The following is an 18,146-nucleotide window of genomic DNA, read 5'->3' as shown; positions in this document are numbered from 1 at the left end:
GGGGGCTTAATTTTCCGTGCGGTCTGCGTGCAGGAGCAAGGGTATGGACGCAAGGGGAGCCCGCGCGCGCGAGGCGCGGGATCACGATCCGGTGATCGGCCGGACCGCAAGACCTCTTGGGCCTTGGCAGGCCTGCCTGCCGGTCAGCCCCGCGCGGGAGACAGGCTGCGCGAGGCGGCGATGGCGATGAAGGCAAGGGTCAGCGGCACGAAGGATAACCACAGGACCGTGGTCCAGCCATAGGCGGTGAGCAGGCCGCCGGAGAGCAGCGAGCCGAAGGCCATGGTGCCGAAGACGACGAAGTCGTTCAGCGACTGGACGCGGGTCTTCTCTTCCGGCCGGTGGCACTCCAGCACCATGGCGGAGGCGCCGATGAAGCCGAAGTTCCAGCCGACGCCGAGGAGGACAAGCGTCACCCAGAACTGGGTCACCTCGATGCCGGTCAGGCCGACGACGGCGGAGGCGCCGATCAGCGCAAGGCCGGTGACGACGATGGTGGTGGCGCCGTAGCGGGCGATCAGGCTGCCGGTGAAGAAGCTCGGCGCATACATGGCGATGACGTGCCACTGCAGGCCGAGATTGGCGGATTCCTGCGACAGGCCGCACAGCTGCATGGCGAGCGGGGCGGCGGTCATCAGGAAATTCATCAGGAGATAGGAGACGACGCCGCAGGCCACCGCCACGATGAAGCGCGGCTGGCGGGCGATCAGGCCGAGCGGCCGGCCGCCGGCGCGCTCCGCCGCGGTCGGCTTCGGCAGGCGGATGCCGGCGAGGATAAAGGCGGACAGCGCCGCCACGCCCGCCTGCGCCACGAAGGTGGCGGCGAACATGTAGGGCATCCACAGATACATCGTGTAGGTGACCAGCTGCGGCCCGATGACGCCGGCAAAGACGCCGCCGGCCATCACCAGCGACAGGGCGCGGGGCCGCTTGTCGGCCGGCACGCAATCGGCGGCGGCGAAGCGGAAGGAGAGGACAACCGCTGCATAGGCGCCGCCGAAGAAGGTCGCCGCGCAGAACAGCCAGAACGAGCCGATGAAGACGGCAAGCGCCGCGAGCAGGCCGACCAGCACGCCGCAGACCGTGCCGGCGAGGAAGGCGGCGCGCCGTCCGTAGCGCTGGGCGATGGCGCCGGAGGGCAGGGTGCAGGCGGCCATGCCGACGACGAAGATGGTGATCGGCAGCGTCGCCAGCGCCGGGGTCGGCGCCAGCGTATGCCCGACGATCGCGCCGGTGGCGAAGACCACGACCGAGTTCGCGCCGGCCAGCGCCTGGACGATGGCGAGGCGGACGACATTGCCGCGGGCGTACGGGTAGAGGGACGAGTGCTCGGAAGGAGCGGGCTGGGCCGCCGCGGCGTCGGACATGAGGGCTTGAACCTGACTGGTGGGCAAAATCCGGCACGCGAGACGACGCGCCAAGCATTGACCATCGCATAGCAGATCGGGAATATGAGCAGAAATGATGATATTTCACACGTCCATGAAGGATCTGCATACATGCTCGACCGGCAGCATCTCGTCTTCATCCGTGAGGTCGTGCGGGCGGGCAGCGTCACCGCCGCGGCGGAGAGGATGAACCTCAGCCAGTCGGCGATCAGCCATGCGGTCGCCAAGCTTGAAAGCCGTTACGGAATAAAGGTCTGGCACCGCAAGGGCCGCAGTCTGCAGCTGACCCAGGCGGGGGAATATCTGCTGCGGCTGGCCGACCGGCTGGTGCCCGAACTCGACCATGCGGAGCAGGTTCTGGCCGACATCGCGCAGGGCCGGCGCGGGGCGATGCGCATCGGAATGGAGTGCCATCCTTGCGAAAAATGGCTGATGCGGGCGACGGGGCCGTTCCTGGCGGCCTGGCCGGACGTCGATATCGAGATCCGCACCGCCTTCCGCTTCGACGGCGTCGCGGCGCTGGCGGCGCACGAGATCGACGTGCTGGTGACGCCCGACCCGGTCAACGTGCCGGAGCTGGAGTTCGAGCCGGTCTTCGACTACGAGCTGAAGCTGGCGGTGCGGGCAGATCACCGGCTGGCGCAGCGCGCCTTCATCACGCCGGAAGACCTTCTGGGCGAGGACCTCCTGACCGTGCCGGTTGCGGCCGAACGCCTTGATCTGTTTACCCGTTTTCTCATTCCGGCCGGCTACCGGCCGCGCCGCCGGGTGACGGTGGAGAGCGTGGAGCTGACGCTGCAGATGGTGATGGCCGGGCGGGGAGTAACGGTGCTGCCGGACTGGCTGCTGGCCGAGAGCGCGGCGGGGCTGGACCTTGCCCGGATCGGCATCGGGCGGGACGGCCTCGGCAAAAGCATCAATATCGGCGTGCGCCGGGCGGAGCTTGCGACCGACTATCTGCAAGGCTTTCTGGAGATCGCCCGCCGGGTCGGCCCGGCCGAGGCGGCCTTGGCCCCGGCGTGCGGGGACAAGTGGTGATCCCGACAGGATTCGAACCTGTGACCCTCAGATTAGGAATCTGATGCTCTATCCTGCTGAGCTACGGGACCATGCTGCCGATGCGGCGGGGAAAACCATGTTTCCCGCCGCGCTTGATAGCAAACTCACGTCAAAAATCAATTTGATTGCGCAGCGGGGACAGGGAGAGCGCGCAAGGCGCAGCCGCCGCGGAACGCCGCGGCGGAGCGCGGGGGCCTGACGGGGACAAGCGGTTGCGGGATCTTGCGCGGAATTTTGCAAAATTCCGTCTCAATCTCGCGAAATTTCGAGTTTCCGCTCTCAATCCTGCACACGCGCCGTGTCGGGGCTGGCGTGTCGGCGCTCAGGCGCTGGCCGGGGACAAGCTCCGCCGCGCGCTCGGCGAGTGACCGAAGCGCTCCTTGTAGTCGCGCGAGAAGCGCCCGAGATGGGAGAAGCCGCAGGAGAAGGCCGCCTCGGTCACGCTGGGCGCATCGCGATGGGCGAGCAGCTGGTAATGCGCGGTGTCGAGGCGGGCATTGCGCAGCACCTGCATCGGCGACAGGCCGAAGACCCGCTGGAAGCCCTTCTGGAGGGTGCGGACATTGATGCCGGCGGCGCGGGCGATGTCGGCCAGCGTGATCGGCTCGGCGAGATTGGCGTGGATGTAGTCGAGCGCCAGCCGGATCGCCCTCGGGCGCGCCTGGCTGTCGGCGCGCTCGATGATGTGGGTGATGTTGCTGCGCTGGAGCATCAACAGCGCGTGGGCGAGATCGTGCTCGGCGCGCAGGTCGCCGCCGCCGAGCGGGCGCTGGAACAGGCGGCCGCCCTCCACCGCCTCGACGCAGGCGGTGACCATGCGGTGCAGCTGCCGGCCCTGCGGCGAGGTCAGGTCGACCTTCATGTCGAAGCGGACGGGGCCGGGCAGCGGCGCGCCGACGAGATCGCGCGCGACGTTCTCCAGATGGGTGCGGTCGATCTGCACCAGGACCTTGCTGCAGCCTTCGCCCCAGTCCAGCCGCGCGGTGCGGTCCGGATTGAGGATCGCCGCCGCCTGGGGCGTCGCCATCATCTCCTCGCCGCGATGCTGGACGCGGGTGCGGCCCGAAAGCGGAAGGTGGAAGAGATAGAAGGAGCCGAGCAGGCCCGGATCGATGCTGACCTCGGCGCCGTAGGAGAGATAGTTGACCGACAGGTTCAGCCCGCGCACCGCGTTGTGGCGGACGGAAAGGCTGGAGCGGCGGTTGCCGATCTCCAGCCGGTGGTCGCAGAATTTCTGGCCGACCCGGTGGCGGGCCTCGTCGAGGTCGCTGGTGCGCAGCACCGGATGGCTCGCGAAGTACTCCCTCGGCGGCAGTGTCCGTTCGGCGGTCATGGCGTTCCCCGGGGCTTTAGCCTCTCAGGACATGATCAACGCAAGTTCCTTCTGATATTTCAAGTCTAAAATATTTCGCCGCAACACGCGTTCGTTTTCTGGATAAGGGATTTTGCGGTTCCGGTGCAGGCTCGGGTGAACAAGAACGCAAAAAACCCTGTCCAGACGGAGCCTCAATGATGCAACCTGGCGTGACAAAGGCCGATACCGGCCTCAACGGACATTCCTGGAACGTGGTGGGGCACACCTATGTGCCCAAGCTGAAGAGCGACGATGCCTTCATCTGGCATGCGACGATCCCGGACGGGACTTTCGTTCCGCCGCATATCCACACGACCCAGGACGAATGGATCTACCTGATCGAGGGCAATCTGGAGGTCGAGTTCGGCGACGACGTGGTGCGTGCCGGGCCGGGCGACACGGTGCGCATGCCGATGGGCATCGCCCACGGCATCTTCAACCGCTCGGGCGCAACCGCGCGCTGCGTCTTCGGCGTGTCGCCGGCGCGCAGGCTCTACGAGCTGTTCACCGTGCTGGACGGGGTGAAGGACCCGGCCGAGCTGGTGCGCCTGTCGGCCCTGCACGAGGTCGACTTCCTGCCGCCGCCGGAGGGCGCCTGACCATAGACGCGCCGGGCCGGGAAGCGGGCGGCGTGCTGCGCCGCCTGATCGCCCGGCTGGTTGGCCCGGTGGCGGGCGGTCCGCCTGAGGTTGTGCCGCCGCGCCCGCCGCAGTCTTCACCCGAGATCCAAGACGCGAGACCCATGCCCCTGCTGCCCCCCGCCCGAGACTGGGACGACGCCTTCGCCAACATGGCCCATGTGGCGAACTCGCACGAGCTGCCCGGCTTCTGGTCCGCGCGTGCGGCCGACTACCGCGCCGCCATGCAGGCGGCCGGCCACCGGCTCGACCTCGACATCCCCTATGGCGCGCATCCGCGCGAGACCTACGACATCGTCTGGCCGCAAGGCACGCCGCGCGGCCTCGCCGTCTTCGTGCATGGCGGCTACTGGATGCGGCTCGACAAGTCCTACTGGACCGACTTTGCCGAAGGGGCGCGGGCGCGCGGCTGGGCCGTGTGCCTGCCGAGCTACACGCTGACACCCGAGGCCCGCATCTCGCAGATCACCGGCCAGATCGCCCGGGCGATCGCCCATGCGGCGGCGCGGGTGGAGGGGCCGATCCGCCTGTCGGGCCACTCGGCCGGCGGCCATCTGGTGACGCGGATGGTCTGTGCCGACAGCCCGCTGGAGGCGGGCGTGCGCAACCGCATCGAGCACACGCTGTCGATCAGCGGCCTGCACGACCTGCGTCCGCTGCTGCACACGGGCATGAACGACACGCTGCATCTCGACCTTGCCGAGGCGCGGGCCGAGAGCGCCGCGCTCGCCGAGCCGGGGCTGGCAGCGCCCCTGACCTGCTGGGTGGGCGGCGGCGAGCGGCCCGAATTCATCCGCCAGGCGAAGCTGCTTGCCGACATCTGGGGCGGGCTGGACGTGCCGGCGCGTGCCCATGTCGACGGCGAACACAATCATTTCACGGTGCTGGAGGCCCTGAAGGACCCGGCATCGCCGATCACCGACGCCTTTGTCGGCTCCCCGGCGGGAGCTGTGGGCGCGCGCAAGACAGAACGGAGAACGAGTGCGATGGAGCCCGGTATCGTCAAGTCCCGCGAGAGCCTGGACCAGATCCGCTGGAATATCCTCGGCCAGACCTACGTGCCCAAGCAGATGACCGAGGAGTGCTTTTCCTGGCACGCCTCGCTGCCGCCCGGCACCTTTGTGCCGCCGCATATCCACCCGGACCAGGACGAATTCCTCTATATCCTGGAAGGGCGCTTCAGCTTCCTGCTGGACGGCCAGGAGGTGATCGGCGAGCCGGGCGATCTGGTCAAGCTGCCGCGCGGCGTGCCGCACGGGATCTTCAACAAGTCGGACAGCACCATCAAGACGCTGTTCTGGGTGACGCCGACCCTGCAGCTCTACGACCTGTTCTGGGCGCTGCACAACATGGGGCCGGGTGCCGATCCGGCCGAGATCGTCGCGGTGTCGGCCGCCCATGCCATCGACTTCCTGCCGCCGGAAGACAGCGGGGCGGGACAATGACCGTCCTCATCGCGGGCGCAGGCATCGGCGGGCTCACCACCGCGTTGATGCTGCACGAGCGCGGCATCAAGGCAACGGTGGTGGAGCAGGCGCCGCAGGTGCGCGAGGTGGGCGTCGGCATCAACACGCTGCCGCATTCCATCGCCGAGCTGGCAGGGCTGGGACTGCTGGACCGGCTGGACGAGGTGGGCCTGAGGACGCGCGAGCTGCGCTACCTGACCCGGCAGGGGCAGGAAGTGTGGCGCGAGCTGCGCGGCCTGCATGCCGGCCACACATTCCCGCAATTCTCGATCCATCGCGGCCGGCTGCAGAAGGTGCTTTATGATGCGGCCGTGGAGCGGATGGGCAAGGATGCGGTGCTGACCGGGCTGCGGCTGTCCGGCTTCGTGCAGGACGAGGCCGGCGTCACGGCGCATTTCACCGATGCGGCGGAGGGCGTGACCTCGCGCACGCTGCGCGGCGAGGTGCTGATCTGCGCCGACGGCATCCACAGCGTGGGGCGCAAGCGCTTCTACCCGAACGAGGGCCCGCCGAGCTGGGCCGGCGTCGTGATGTGGCGCGGGGCGGCCGAATGGCCGGTCTGGGAGGACGGCGAGACCATGGCGATCGCCGGCGGTCTCGGCGCCAAGCTGGTGCTCTACCCCATCGCCCCGGCGAAGGACGGCCGGCAGCTGATGAACTGGGTGGTCAATGTGCGCGTTGCCGACGGCTCGGTGTCGCCGCCGCCGCCCGAGAGCTGGTCGCGCCAGGCGCCGCTGTCGCGGGTGTTGCCTTATGCGCGGCGCTTCACGGTTCCCGGTTTCGACGTGGAGGCGCTGGTGCGCGCCAGCGGCACGATCTTCGAATATCCGATGGCGGACCGCGACCCGCTGCCGCGCTGGACCCATGGCCGGGTGACGCTGCTCGGCGATGCCGCGCACCCGATGTATCCGGTCGGCTCCAACGGGGCGGCGCAGGCGATCCTCGATGCACGGTGCCTTGCCGACCACATGGCGGCGGCCGAGCATCCGCGCGAGGCGCTGTACCGCTACGAGGAAGAGCGGTTGCCGAAGACGGCGGAGGTGGTGCGCACCAACCGGCGCGGCGGACCGGAGCGGGTGATCGACGAGGTGGAGCGGCTGAGCCCGCGCCGCTTCGACAATATCGACCATGTGCTGTCTTACGAGGACCGTAAGGCAATCGTCGAAGGATATGCCAAGATGGCTGGCTTTGCCGCGCGCAAGGCGGGCTGAGGCACGAGACAGAACCGACAAGAAGACACACGACAAGAAGAGACGACAGAAGAAGACCGGCGGACGGGAGGCCGGCAGGACGATACGGCAGGCAGGGGCGCTGCGCGCCTTGATGCCGCCAGAGGCAAATCGACCCCGACAAAGGGGCGAAAAGAGGGGAATGACCATGACTTGCACGTGGACGCGTAAACTGACCGGCCTTGCCGCGGGCGTCGCGCTGGGCGCGTTGATGAGCTCGGCGGCACTGGCCGAGGACATCAAGATCGGCATGGTGGTGACGCTGTCGGGCCCGCCGGCCGCGCTCGGCCAGCAGATCGTCGACGGCTTCCAGCTGGCGCTGGAGCAGAACGGCGGGCAGCTCGGCGGCCAGCCAGTCAGCCTGATCGTCGAGGACGACGAGCTGAAGCCGGACGTGGCGCTGCTCAAGGCGCGTTCGCTGCTGGAGCGCGAGCAGGTCGACTTCGTCGTCGGCACCGTGTTCTCGAACATGCTGCAGGCGATCTTCAAGCCGGTGGTGGAGGCCGAGACCTTCCTGATCAGCCCGAATGCCGGCCCGTCGACCTTCGCCGGGCGCAACTGCAACCCGTATTTCTTCGTCACCTCCTACCAGAACAACCAGCCGGCCGAAGTCAGCGGCATGATCGCGACGGAGGAAGGCTTCAAGAACGTCTTCGCCATGGTGCCGAACTACCAGGCCGGCAAGGACAATGTCGCGGGCTTCAAGCAGGGCTTTGCCGGCACGCTGGCGGACGAGGTCTATACCCCGCTCGGCCATCAGGACTTCTCGGCAGAGATCGCCCGCATCTCCACCTCGGGCGCCGACGCGCTGTTCGCCTTCATGCCGGGCGGCATGGGCGTGCGGCTGGTCAAGCAGTTCGACGCGGCGGGCCTGTCCGACAAGATGAAGTTCCTCTCGGTCTTCACCACGGACGAATCCACGCTGCCGGGCCAGCAGGACGCGGCGGTCGGCTTCCTGTCCGCCGGCTCCTGGGCGCCGGATCTCGACAACGAGACCAACAAGGCCTTCGTCGCCGCCTTCGAGGAGAAATACGGCTATGTGCCGGGCTCCTATGCCGCCCAGTCCTATGACGCGGCGCTGCTGATCGCCAGCGCGCTGGAGAAGACCGGCGGCAACACGGACGACAAGGAGGCCATGCGCAAGGCGCTGGAGGCGGCCGAATTCGCCTCGGTGCGCGGCAAGTTCTCCTTCAACACCAACCACTATCCGATCCAGGACTTCCACATGCTGACGGTGGTGAAGCGGGACGACGGCAAATACGCCACGTCCTTCGTGCGCAAGGTCGTCTCGGACTACAAGGACAGCCTGGCCCAGGACTGCAAGATGTAAGCAGCTTCCGCCGGCCCTTCCGGCGGGGATGGCGACTGGCGCGCGCGGGCTGTCTGGTTCGCGCGCGTTTTTTTTGGGGGGCACCGCCGTCCGAGCGGCGCAGTCTCAGTCGAAGACGACCGGGCAGCGCGTGAGGTGCCAGTCTTCCGACAGGCCGCGACTGTCGAGCGCGCGCTTCAGCCGGTCGCTGATGAAGAAATCGCTGGCAATGCACTCGTCCCACCAAAGATCTGGGCCTTCGAGCGCCGCCTCGGAGAAAACAGCCAGCGGCTTTTGGGGACGTGCCATCGATACGTGCCAGCGACCTGTGCCAGGTTGTTGCCGCAGGTTCACGCTCTTCTCCAGCAGGAGGGCGTCCTTCTTGTTGCCCTGACTGAGATAGAAGAATTCCCCCGGCATCAAGGTCTTGCCGTCCGGATGCCACAGGCGCGCGGGATAGAGCGCGCCCTTGCCCATGTCGAAGCTCCGCACCACCTCGGCGCTTTCGCCTGCCAGGAAAATGAAGCCGTTGGAAAAGATCTGTGGCACAGGCTGTTCGTGTGCAGACGGATGGCTGTTCGGGAGCGGATAATTGTCTGTCGGAAAGCTCTCCCGCGGCAGGAACCAGCCGACACCGGTCTGCCGCATCGCTTTCAGGATCGGCTCCGGCGTTCTTCCGTCATTTTCGAGTGTTTCACGGGACCGCCAACCACGCATGTTTTCCAGCGCGGTAGATCCCTGCACCAACCAGATGCACGGCTCACTTGGGTGTCCGCCGTCCGCGCCCAATAGGTCTCTCCCGCTTCCGTTGCCCACCAGACTTCCCGTCTTCATATACGAGAGGTCGCCGGTGCAGCCAGCCGGAATTTTCCTGCAAGGGTTGCGCATCTTCCGGTGGCAAACTGCTTAGCCGGGTTGCGATGGCGGACAGGCCCCGGCTAGGATGGGCCATCGACCGAGTGGCAACTCGTCACCCGAATCTGAAGTTCGTCACATTTCGCGGCATGCTCTGTACGAACTTCAGATTCAAAAGGGTGACGAGCAGGTTTAGTTTTCCGGTGTGGTTTTCGAATTTGAAATACGCCCTGGAGGGGGCTGCCAGAATGAGGCGTATTTCAAATCCACCACACCCGGGATCCGGGCAGATCGCCGCAGGACCGAGCGTTGCAGAAACCGGGGGAGTTTCCCGGCTGCACCCAAGGGACAAAAGCCCAGGGGAGGAGACGTCGAGATCAACCGCGCACCGCGCAAGGGGGTCTCAATGACGCTTGCCTCTCTGCTTCTCGTCGTTCTCGCATCCTTCATCCATGCCACCTGGAACCTGTTGGCGAAACGGGCGGCCCATGCCGGCGCGGCCTTCGTCTTCGCCTATAACGTCGTCGCCTGCATCGCCTATGCGCCCTGGGTGATCTACCTGCTGATCGAGGGCGGCATCGCCTGGACGGCGATGGGCGCCGCCTTCATCGTGCTGAGCAGCCTGATCCATCTCGCCTATAGCCTCTGCCTGCAGCGCGGCTACCAGGTGGCCGACCTGTCGGTCGTCTATCCGGTGGCGCGCGGGACGGGGCCGATGCTCTCCAGCCTCGGGGCCTTCGTGCTGCTGGGCGAGGTGCCGACCGGCACGGGGGTCGCGGGTCTGCTGCTGGTGGTCGCCGGCATCCTGCTGATCTCGACGCAAGGGAAGATCGCCGCCTTCACCCGCCCCGGCGGCCAGGCGGGCCTGCGCTGGGGCACGGTCACCGGCGGGTTCATAGCCGGCTACACGGTGGTCGACGCGGTGGCGGTGAAGTCGCTCGGCATCGCGCCGGTGGTGCTGGAATGGGTGTCGAACCTGTTGCGCTTCCTGATGCTGCTGCCCGTGGTGCTGGCGCGCCCGCGCCAGGCGATGGCGGCGATGCGCGGGCACTGGTGGACGGCGGTCGGGGTCGGGCTGCTGGCGCCGGCGTCCTATATCCTGGTGCTCGCCGCCCTGAGCGAGGGCGCGCCGCTCAGCCTCGTCGCGCCCTTGCGGGAGATGTCGATGATGGTCGGCGCCCTGATGGGCATGGTGATCCTGCGCGAAAGCGTCGGCCCCTGGCGGCTCGCCGGCTGCGCGGTGCTGATCGCGGGCGTCATCCTGCTCTCGGCCTCGTGAGGGCGAAGAAGCGCTGCAAGGCCAACGGGATAGGGCGGCGCACGGAAGGGACGGGCCGCGAAAAACATGGCCGCCCCCCTGACGAAGCCCGAGCGAGTTGTGTATGGTGTGCCGCGCCACTCAAGGGGGCGGCGAGGATCAGGATACAGATGGACATTTATCTCATCGCTCCGTTGCCGAGCTTCGGCGATGAAGCGCTCGTGGCCGACAAGGTCCTGAACATCGACGAACGCTATGCCCTGCTGGCCTCGGCGGGGATCACCACCGTCGCCGCGCTGCTGGAGGGCGATTTCAACATCCGGCTGTGCGACGAGATGACCGAGGATGTCGATTTCGACGATCCGTCCGACGTCGTCGCCATCAGCATGAACGTTGCCCAGGCGTCCCGCGGCATCGAGATCGCCCGCAGGTTCCGCGCCAAGGGACGGCGCGTGGTCATGGGCGGCCCGCATGTGTCGCTGGCGCCCGGCGACTTCGACGGGGAGGCGGACAGCCTGATCATCGGCGAGTTCGAGACCGTGGCGAGCGAGCTGAGCCGCGATCTGCTGGCCGATACCCTGAAGCCGCGCTACCTGTGCGGCCAGGCCGATCTGGGGCGTTCGCCGGTGCCGCGCTGGGATCTCTACCGCAACGACCGCGCGATCAGCGGCGTGATCCAGACGAGCCGCGGCTGTCCGTTCGAATGCAGCTTCTGCGACGTGATCCAGTATCTGGGGCGCGTGCAGCGGCACAAGCCGATCGAGAAGGTGCTCGCGGAAGCGCAGGTGCTCTACGATCTCGGCTATCGCAGCATCAATCTTTCCGACGACAACTTCACGGTCAACCGCAAGAAGTCCCGCGTTCTGCTGGAAGGGCTTGCCGGCTGGAACGGGCGCGACGGCCGCCAGCCGGTCCAGTTCGCCACCCAGGCCTCGATCGACCTGTCGCGGGACGCGGAACTCATCGAGCTGTGCAACAAGGCGGGATTGCGCGACATCTTCGTCGGCATCGAGACCAGCAACGAGGACGCCCTCAAGGAGGTCAAGAAGCGCCAGAACATGCGCCGGGACCTCGTGACCGAGATCAGCCGCATCGTCGCCGGCGGGCTGACGATTACCGGCGGCATGATGGTCGGCTTCGACCAGGACGACCTGGGATGTTTCGAGCGCCAGTTCGAATTCGGCATGGCCTTGCCGGTCGTGAACTTGCGGGTGTCGGTGCTGGTCGCGCCGGTCGCCACCCCGCTCTACGACCAGATGGCGGCCGAAGGCCGGCTGGTTGCGGACGGCAAGCAGAGCAGCTTCCCCGGCGGCAATCTGTGGACGAATATCGAGCCGCGGCAGATGACCCGCCGCCAACTGGCCGAAGGCGCCATCTGGCTGGTCGAGGCGCTGCACGATCCCGACAATGCGATCAAGCGTTTCGAGCATCTCGCCGCATTGCTGGCGCCGCCGCCGGAGCACCTGCGGGCGAGCGACCACATGGTGACGCCCGGCAAGGGCGCTTCCGGAGTGCTGAAGCTGTTCCGGCAGGCCGCAAGGGACCGGCGCGGGCGACGCGTCATCGACGCCGTCAACGACCTGTCGCACCAGCGTCCCGAAATTGCGCGGGACCTGTCGTCCGCACTCGCCATCTTCCTCAATTCGTTCACCTCGCTTCACCGGCTGTCGCAGCAGGGCACCAGGCAGGTCCACCTGGGCAGCGAGCAAGCCCTCGCGCAACCGGCCTGAGGCCCGCGACGGCAAGACCAAGCAATCCGATGGACAGGCGCGTGAGCGAAACAAGCCTTCAACGCGAGATCGCGGCGGTGCTCGAGCAGCGCCATGACGCGCCGCTGATCACGGTCCTGGGACGGCGCGGCCAGTACAGGACGTTCGACGGCGCGCAACTCGCGGCGCGCGCGAGGGACGTGCAGGCGCTCTGGGATCGCTGCCTCGGCGAGGGGCCGCATGTGCTGATTGCGGCGCTGCCGGCCGGCGAGGACTTTCTCCTGACGCTGGTGGCAACATTGCTCGGCGGCGGAACCCTGGTGCCGATCGCCCCGCCGCGCGCTGCCGATCCGCCGGGCCGGCTGGCGCGCATCGCGCGGACCTGCGGCGCGCGGGCAGTCCTTTGCACCACGAACAACCGCGCCATGGTGGCGGAGCAGCTGGCCGGCGGGTCGGCAGAACGGGACGGGGAGCCGGCCTGCCCGGTTCTGGCCGTCGACGACCCTGTTCCAGTGCGGCAAGCCTTTGCTGCCGGGGGGCCGTGCGCCTTCCCGGTGATCCAGCATACGTCCGGCTCGACCCGCTTTCCCAAGGCGGTGCCGGTGACGGCCGACCAGATCCGCGCCAATTGCGGGATGATCCGCTCGCTCTGGGGCATGAACGCCGACAGCGTCATCGTCAACTGGCTGCCGCACTATCACGACATGGGGCTGATGGGCTGCATCCTCTATCCGCTGCTGTCGGGCGCGCATTCGGTGCAGATGAGCCCGTTCGACATGATCCGCCGCCCGGCCGCCTGGCTGGAGGCGATCTCGACCTGGCACGGCACCTTCAGCGGCGGTCCGACCTTCGCCTTTCTCGAATGCCTGAACCGGATATCCGAGGACGAGGCGCGCGGGCTCGACCTCAGCTCATGGGAGAGGGCGTTCTGCGGCGCCGAGCCGGTTCCGAGCGGATTGCTGGACCGCTTTCACCAGCGCTTTGCGGCGAGCGGCCTTGCGAGGGAGGCGGTGTTCGCCTGCTATGGGATGGCGGAATGCACGCTGTTCGCGGCCGGCGAAGCGGGCCCCTTGCGCGACAAGGACACGGTTCCCGAGCCGTGGGCCGGGTTCGAGGGCTGCCTGCTGTCGCAGGCAACGCGCGAACACATCCGGATCGCCGATCCGCAGACGGGCCGGGCGCTGCCCGACGGCGCGACCGGCGAGATCTGGCTGAAAGGCCCCTCGGTCTGCGAGCGGTATCTTGGCCGCGACGCCGAGGAGACTGAGGATTTCGCCACGGACCCCGACGGCACAAGGTGGCTGAGGACGGGAGACCTCGGCGGCATTTCCGGCGCGTATCTCCACATCACCGGGCGCGCGAAGGACGTCATCATCGTCAACGGCCGCAATGTCGCCTCGGCGGAAGTCGAATGGCTGGCGGCGCGCGAACACGGCGACCTCAGCCCGTCCGGGGCGGCGGCGTTCGCGAGCGACGGCCTGGCGCCCGGCCATGCCGAACTGCTGATCGAATTGCGGGCCGGGGCCGCGCCGATGGACGATCCTGCCTTGCTCGCCGCGCGCATCCGCAAGTCGGTTGCGGCGAGTTCCGGCGTCTGGCTGGAGCGCATCGCCCTGCTTCCCCGCGGCACGCTGCCGCGCACCAGCAGCGGCAAGATCAGGCGTCAGCAGGCGGCGCGCGATCTCGCCTGCCTGCACGGCGCAGCCATCTGCCTCGACAAGGCACACGTCGCGGGGGCCGCATCGTGAGCCGGCATGTCTGGTCGGATCCCGACAGCTTCGTGAAGACGCCGGCGATGGCCGTCGCCGTGCTGCGCGACCTGGAGCTGCCGCGCATCGACCGCTATCTCGACGAAATCGCCGAGCGCGGCGGCGTGGATCTGGATGCGTTGCGCCGGCTGTCGGCCAACACGCTGGTGGCGATGAGCGGCGAGGCCCATCTCAGGGTGCGCCGGGTCATCGCCCCGTTCTTCAGCCAGTCGGGCCTGGCGCCGTGGCGGCCGATGATGGAAGAGGCGTGCCGCAGCGTCTGCGAGGAGCTGAAAAACGCGAGCGACCCGGATCTCGTGCGGGATGTCACGATCCCGCTGTTTCTCAAGGTCATGCCGCGGATCCTCGGCCTCGACCTGCCGCCGACGCCGGAGCATTTTCAAGCCGCTGAAACCGCGCAGCGCCTGACGGAACCCTATCTGTCGCTGCCGACCCTGAGGGCGCTGAACCAGGCGGCGCGCCTGCTGGTCTCGACCTGCCCGCAGACCGGGGCGGGCGAGGGCTCGGCGCCCGAAAGCCTGCTGGCCTGTCTGCGTCGCCGCCGGGGCGACCTGCCGGACGGGCTGGAGCCGGAGTATTTCGTCGTCGGCCTGCTGGCCGGCTCCAATTCGGCAACGCAATCGCTGGCCTTCGCCCTGCACGGATTGCTCAGCGGGCCGGCGCAGCTTTGGGCCGATGCGGGAGGGCCCGCGTGGGGCGCGCAGGAGACCCAGAAGCTGCTGGGCCTCTACCAGTCGACCCGCACCCTGGTCCGGGTGGCGAACGAGGCGACGGACGTCGCCGGCTGCCCCTATCACAAGGGGCAGTCCGCCGTGGTCGACATCGTGGCGGCGAACGCCTGCCTGCGCGCGGACAGCCTGCGCGCGGACAGGGGGACGCGCCAGAGCCATATGAGCTTCGGCAGCGGCGCGCACAGATGCCCCGGCGTGTTCCTCAGCGAGATGCTGATCGAGACGGCGATCCCGATCCTGGCGCGGACCTTTCCCGACATCACCCTCAAGACCGACGAATGCCGGTTCGTGGTCACGCCCATGATGCAGGCCCCCACGGCGCTGCCGTGCTCCCTCGACAAGACCTCGCGGCGGGTGAGCGCGCGCCTTTGCGACATCCGGGACATGGGCAGCGCCCACCGGATCCTGAAGGACAACGACGCCTTCGCGCCCCCGCCGATGGAAAGCCATCTGACGCTGCTGTCGCAGGCGAGCGGCGAGGACCTGGACGAGGCGACGCGGATCGCGCGCAACGCCCTGTTCTTCATGGACGGGCCACGGCACGAGGTGCTGAAGCAGGTCCTGATGCGCTTCCTGGGCGCCGCGCAGTTGCAGCCCTGGCGGAGCGTCGTCGATGCGGCGCTGGACAAGGCGCTGCAGGAACTGTCGGCAATGGCGCGGCCGGACCTGGTGTCGGGCTATTCCGATCCGCTCCGCCGGAGCGTGATGACGCGCATTCTCGGCATCTCCTGCCGAGACCAGGCGCGGTTCGACGCCATCGCGCCGCAGCTGCAGGACGTCCTGGAGCCCTGGCTTTCGATGCGCAAGCTGCGACGCGTCCAGGCGGTCTTCACCGAGGCGCTGTCGCTGATGCAGGTGCCTGCCGCCTCCGAAGGGCCGCCGTCGCTGCTGGAGCATCTGGTTGCCGATGCGCCGGCGGGTTTCGACGAGGCGGACCTCAAGGCCGTGGTGCTGGTGCTGTATGGGGCCAGCTTCAACCTTTCGCACACGCTGTCGAACGCGCTGCTGTCGATCCTCTCGCGCCCACCAGAAGACCGCAGCGCGGCGAGCGGGCAGGCGTGGGTGGAGGCGAATATCGACGAGCTGATCGCGCGCTGCAGCGGTCCGAAATTCATCTATCGCGTGGCGCGCACCGACCTGTCCCTCGGGGATCTGGCGATGAAAGCCGGTGACACGGCGCGGCTGAACGTGCATGTGTTGAACCGGCAGTCTCCGGCCGGCAAGGGGCATGTATCGTTCGGCAAGGGCCTGCACCGCTGTGTCGGTGCAACGCTCTCCGTGATGGTCCTCAAGGCGGCCATTCCCGCAATTTTCCGTCGCTTCCCCAACCTTGCGCTCGATGTCCAGGCGCACCGCTATCACCCCATGTCGGAAACCGTCGCCCTCAGCACGCTTCCGTGCATCTTCAGCAGAACAGAGCCCGAAAATGACTGACGCCAGCGAATCCCAGCTGTTCTCCTTCCTTCGCGAACAGGTTGCCCAGCGGACCAAGACCTCGGCCGACCAGATCCGCATGGACATGTCCCTGTCGGATCTCGGCCTGCAGTCGATCGACGCGGTTCTCGTCTGCGGCGAGGTCGAGGACCGCTTCGAGGTGGAGGTCGATCCTGCGGAGATCTTTCAGCACGACACGCTCGGCGACTTCGCACGGTCGATAGCGGATCGCATGGCAGCCTGATGGCACTGTTTCACCTCGGGCTTTCGACGTCCGGGCACGACCCGGCGCTGGCGATCGTCGATGCCGACGGGCAGCTCGTCTTCGCCGAGGCGACCGAACGCTTCCTGCAGGACAAGAGGGCCTGGGGCATCGCTCCCGACCATGTGCCGCATCTTGAATCCGCCTTGAGCCAGATCGGCTTCGATGCCGGCTCCGACACGCTGGCGGTGGCTGCCAGCTGGAAGAAGACCAAGGCCGACCTGCCGGTCGAGCTGATGGGCGACCTGCTGCCCGTGACCGATGCCCTGTGGCTGCGGGAGCTGCATGCAGGGATCAACACGCATGCGGGCGCCTCGCTGCTGCGGCTTGGCCTGGTGCAGCAGATGCCCGAGGTGCGCCGCTACGACCATCACCTGTGCCACGCGGTGATGGCCTGCGCCTTCGCCCCGGTCGACACCGCGTCCTGCCTGGTCATCGACGGCGAGGGCGAGGCCGGGGCCGTGTCGATGTTCGACCTGCGCGAGCGACGGATCAAGCGCCGCTGGCGCTCCTGGGGGCCCGGGAGCCTCGGCACGCTGTATGCCTGGCTGACGCAGCTGTGCGGGTTCGACTGGCGGCTCGGCGAAGAGTGGAAGGTGATGGGGCTTGCCGCCTACGGGACGGTGAGGCCGGAGATCCGCGACGCGTTCCTGTCGCTGCTGGAGGTCGATCGCGGGCGCCTGCGCTTCGTCGACAAGGACGCGCTTCCGGCCCTTGCGGAGAGGATCAGGACCTTCGCTCGCCCGGCGGGCGAACCCTTGATGAGCGCGGCGGACCTTGCCGCGAGCGGGCAGGCCGCCTACGCGATCCTCGCCGACCGGATCCTGTCGGAGAGCGCGGACGGGGCGGAGGGAAACCTGATCCTCGGCGGCGGCTGCGCGCTCAACTCGTCCTATAACGGCACCATCGCCGGGCGCATGGGCTACGACCGGCTGTTCGTGCCGCCCGCGCCCGCCGACGACGGCAATGCGGTCGGTGCGGCGCTGCTGAGCTGGATGGAAACGGCGAAGACAACCTGCGTGCCCCTGCTGCCGGCGACGCCGTATCTGGGGTCGGTCGCCGCCACGGCTGCGCTGTCGAGGCTGGACACTCTCGGCGGCATCGCGCGGGTGAGCGATATCTCGGCGGATGGCGAGGACCGGGTTGCCGAACTGCTGGCGGAGGGAAAGATCGTCGGTGTCATGCGCGGGCGGGCGGAGTTCGGTCCGCGTGCGCTCGGCAACCGCTCCATCCTGGCCGATCCGCGCCCGGCCGACATGAAGGACCGGATCAACCGGCTGGTAAAGGGGCGCGAGCCCTACCGCCCCTTCGCGCCGGTGGTCTGCGAAGAGGAGGTCGCGGACTGGTTCGACAACCCGCAGCCCGCGCCCTACATGTCGGTGACACTTCGCTGGCGCGAGGACAGGCAGATGCTGGTCCCGGCGGTCGTCCATGCCGACGGCACCGGGCGGTTGCAGACCGTCACACCAAACAGTGCGCCCTGGATGCATGGGGTGGTGCGACGCTTCGGCGAGCGGACCGGCGTTCCGATCGTCCTCAACACCAGCTTCAACATCATGGGCAAGCCCATCGTCCACTCGGTCGAGGATGCCCTGGCGGTGTTCATGACCTCGGGCCTGTCCGCGGTGGTGATCGAGACCACCTTGATCGAGAAGTCGGCAGCAGTCTGAGCCGGCGCAGCACAA

The 18,146-nt window shown here is 67.8% G+C and carries 14 protein-coding genes, 1 tRNA gene and 1 pseudogene; 12 read left to right on the top strand and 4 right to left on the bottom strand.

Going from position 1 to position 18,146, the window contains the following annotated elements:
* Window positions 1-143 precede the first annotated feature (143 nt).
* Window positions 144-1,367 (bottom strand): MFS transporter, encoded by a 1,224-nt coding sequence (locus tag GH266_RS11570; protein ID WP_158194037.1) that lies wholly within the window; start codon window positions 1,365-1,367, stop codon window positions 144-146.
* A 132-nt stretch (window positions 1,368-1,499) separates the two neighbouring features.
* On the opposite strand from GH266_RS11570, the gene GH266_RS11565 reads away from it, so the two are divergent.
* Window positions 1,500-2,426: a LysR family transcriptional regulator gene (locus GH266_RS11565; protein ID WP_158194036.1), complete on the top strand. Its 927-nt coding sequence runs from the start codon at window positions 1,500-1,502 to the stop codon at window positions 2,424-2,426.
* On the opposite strand, the gene GH266_RS11560 is transcribed toward GH266_RS11565, so the two are convergent.
* A tRNA-Arg gene (locus GH266_RS11560) sits at window positions 2,421-2,497 on the bottom strand. The genes GH266_RS11565 and GH266_RS11560 overlap by 6 nt on opposite strands.
* A gap of 272 nt (window positions 2,498-2,769) precedes the next feature.
* On the bottom strand, window positions 2,770-3,780 hold the full coding sequence (locus GH266_RS11555; protein ID WP_158194035.1) for an AraC family transcriptional regulator: 1,011 nt from the start codon (window positions 3,778-3,780) through the stop codon (window positions 2,770-2,772).
* A gap of 179 nt (window positions 3,781-3,959) precedes the next feature.
* Here GH266_RS11555 and GH266_RS11550 point away from each other — a divergent pair, with 179 nt between their 5' ends.
* From GH266_RS11550 to GH266_RS11530, 5 genes and pseudogenes are all read left to right on the top strand, one after another.
* Complete coding sequence (locus GH266_RS11550) at window positions 3,960-4,400, top strand: cupin domain-containing protein (RefSeq protein ID WP_158196174.1); 441 nt, start codon at window positions 3,960-3,962, stop codon at window positions 4,398-4,400.
* A 143-nt stretch (window positions 4,401-4,543) separates the two neighbouring features.
* Window positions 4,544-5,374 (top strand): annotated as a pseudogene (locus GH266_RS11545) (alpha/beta hydrolase); the annotation flags it as partial.
* Between the two features lie 51 nt (window positions 5,375-5,425).
* Window positions 5,426-5,884, top strand: coding sequence for a cupin domain-containing protein (locus GH266_RS11540; protein WP_158196173.1), 459 nt, complete (start codon window positions 5,426-5,428; stop codon window positions 5,882-5,884).
* On the top strand, window positions 5,881-7,116 hold the full coding sequence (locus GH266_RS11535; RefSeq protein WP_158194034.1) for a flavin-dependent oxidoreductase: 1,236 nt from the start codon (window positions 5,881-5,883) through the stop codon (window positions 7,114-7,116). The genes GH266_RS11540 and GH266_RS11535 overlap by 4 nt, the downstream gene beginning before the upstream one ends.
* A gap of 160 nt (window positions 7,117-7,276) precedes the next feature.
* Window positions 7,277-8,464, top strand: coding sequence for an ABC transporter substrate-binding protein (locus tag GH266_RS11530; RefSeq protein ID WP_244953813.1), 1,188 nt, complete (start codon window positions 7,277-7,279; stop codon window positions 8,462-8,464).
* Between the two features lie 105 nt (window positions 8,465-8,569).
* Here GH266_RS11530 and GH266_RS11525 read toward each other — a convergent pair whose 3' ends face one another.
* Complete coding sequence (locus GH266_RS11525) at window positions 8,570-9,232, bottom strand: hypothetical protein (protein ID WP_158194033.1); 663 nt, start codon at window positions 9,230-9,232, stop codon at window positions 8,570-8,572.
* A gap of 472 nt (window positions 9,233-9,704) precedes the next feature.
* Here GH266_RS11525 and GH266_RS11520 point away from each other — a divergent pair, with 472 nt between their 5' ends.
* From GH266_RS11520 to GH266_RS11495, 6 genes are all read left to right on the top strand, one after another.
* Window positions 9,705-10,577, top strand: a complete 873-nt coding sequence (locus GH266_RS11520) for a DMT family transporter (protein ID WP_158194032.1) — start codon at window positions 9,705-9,707, stop codon at window positions 10,575-10,577.
* A 149-nt stretch (window positions 10,578-10,726) separates the two neighbouring features.
* A complete protein-coding gene (locus GH266_RS11515; protein ID WP_158194031.1) occupies window positions 10,727-12,286 on the top strand; it encodes a B12-binding domain-containing radical SAM protein in 1,560 nt (519 codons plus the stop codon).
* A gap of 41 nt (window positions 12,287-12,327) precedes the next feature.
* Complete coding sequence (locus tag GH266_RS11510) at window positions 12,328-14,013, top strand: AMP-binding protein (protein ID WP_158194030.1); 1,686 nt, start codon at window positions 12,328-12,330, stop codon at window positions 14,011-14,013.
* Entirely contained in the window at window positions 14,010-16,199 is a 2,190-nt protein-coding gene (locus GH266_RS11505) for a cytochrome P450 (RefSeq protein WP_158194029.1), read from the top strand. Before GH266_RS11510 ends, GH266_RS11505 begins: the two co-directional genes overlap by 4 nt.
* Window positions 16,192-16,443, top strand: coding sequence for an acyl carrier protein (locus GH266_RS11500; RefSeq protein WP_158194028.1), 252 nt, complete (start codon window positions 16,192-16,194; stop codon window positions 16,441-16,443). The genes GH266_RS11505 and GH266_RS11500 overlap by 8 nt, the downstream gene beginning before the upstream one ends.
* Window positions 16,443-18,131 (top strand): carbamoyltransferase family protein, encoded by a 1,689-nt coding sequence (locus tag GH266_RS11495; RefSeq protein ID WP_158194027.1) that lies wholly within the window; start codon window positions 16,443-16,445, stop codon window positions 18,129-18,131. The genes GH266_RS11500 and GH266_RS11495 overlap by 1 nt, the downstream gene beginning before the upstream one ends.
* Window positions 18,132-18,146: the final 15 nt, after the last annotated feature.

The organism is Stappia indica, from assembly GCF_009789575.1.
In the GTDB taxonomy this organism is placed as follows: Bacteria; Pseudomonadota; Alphaproteobacteria; order Rhizobiales; family Stappiaceae; genus Stappia; species Stappia indica_A.
The sequence above is the reverse complement of the archived record's forward strand: the minus strand, read 5'-3'. Positions and strand labels throughout refer to the sequence as shown.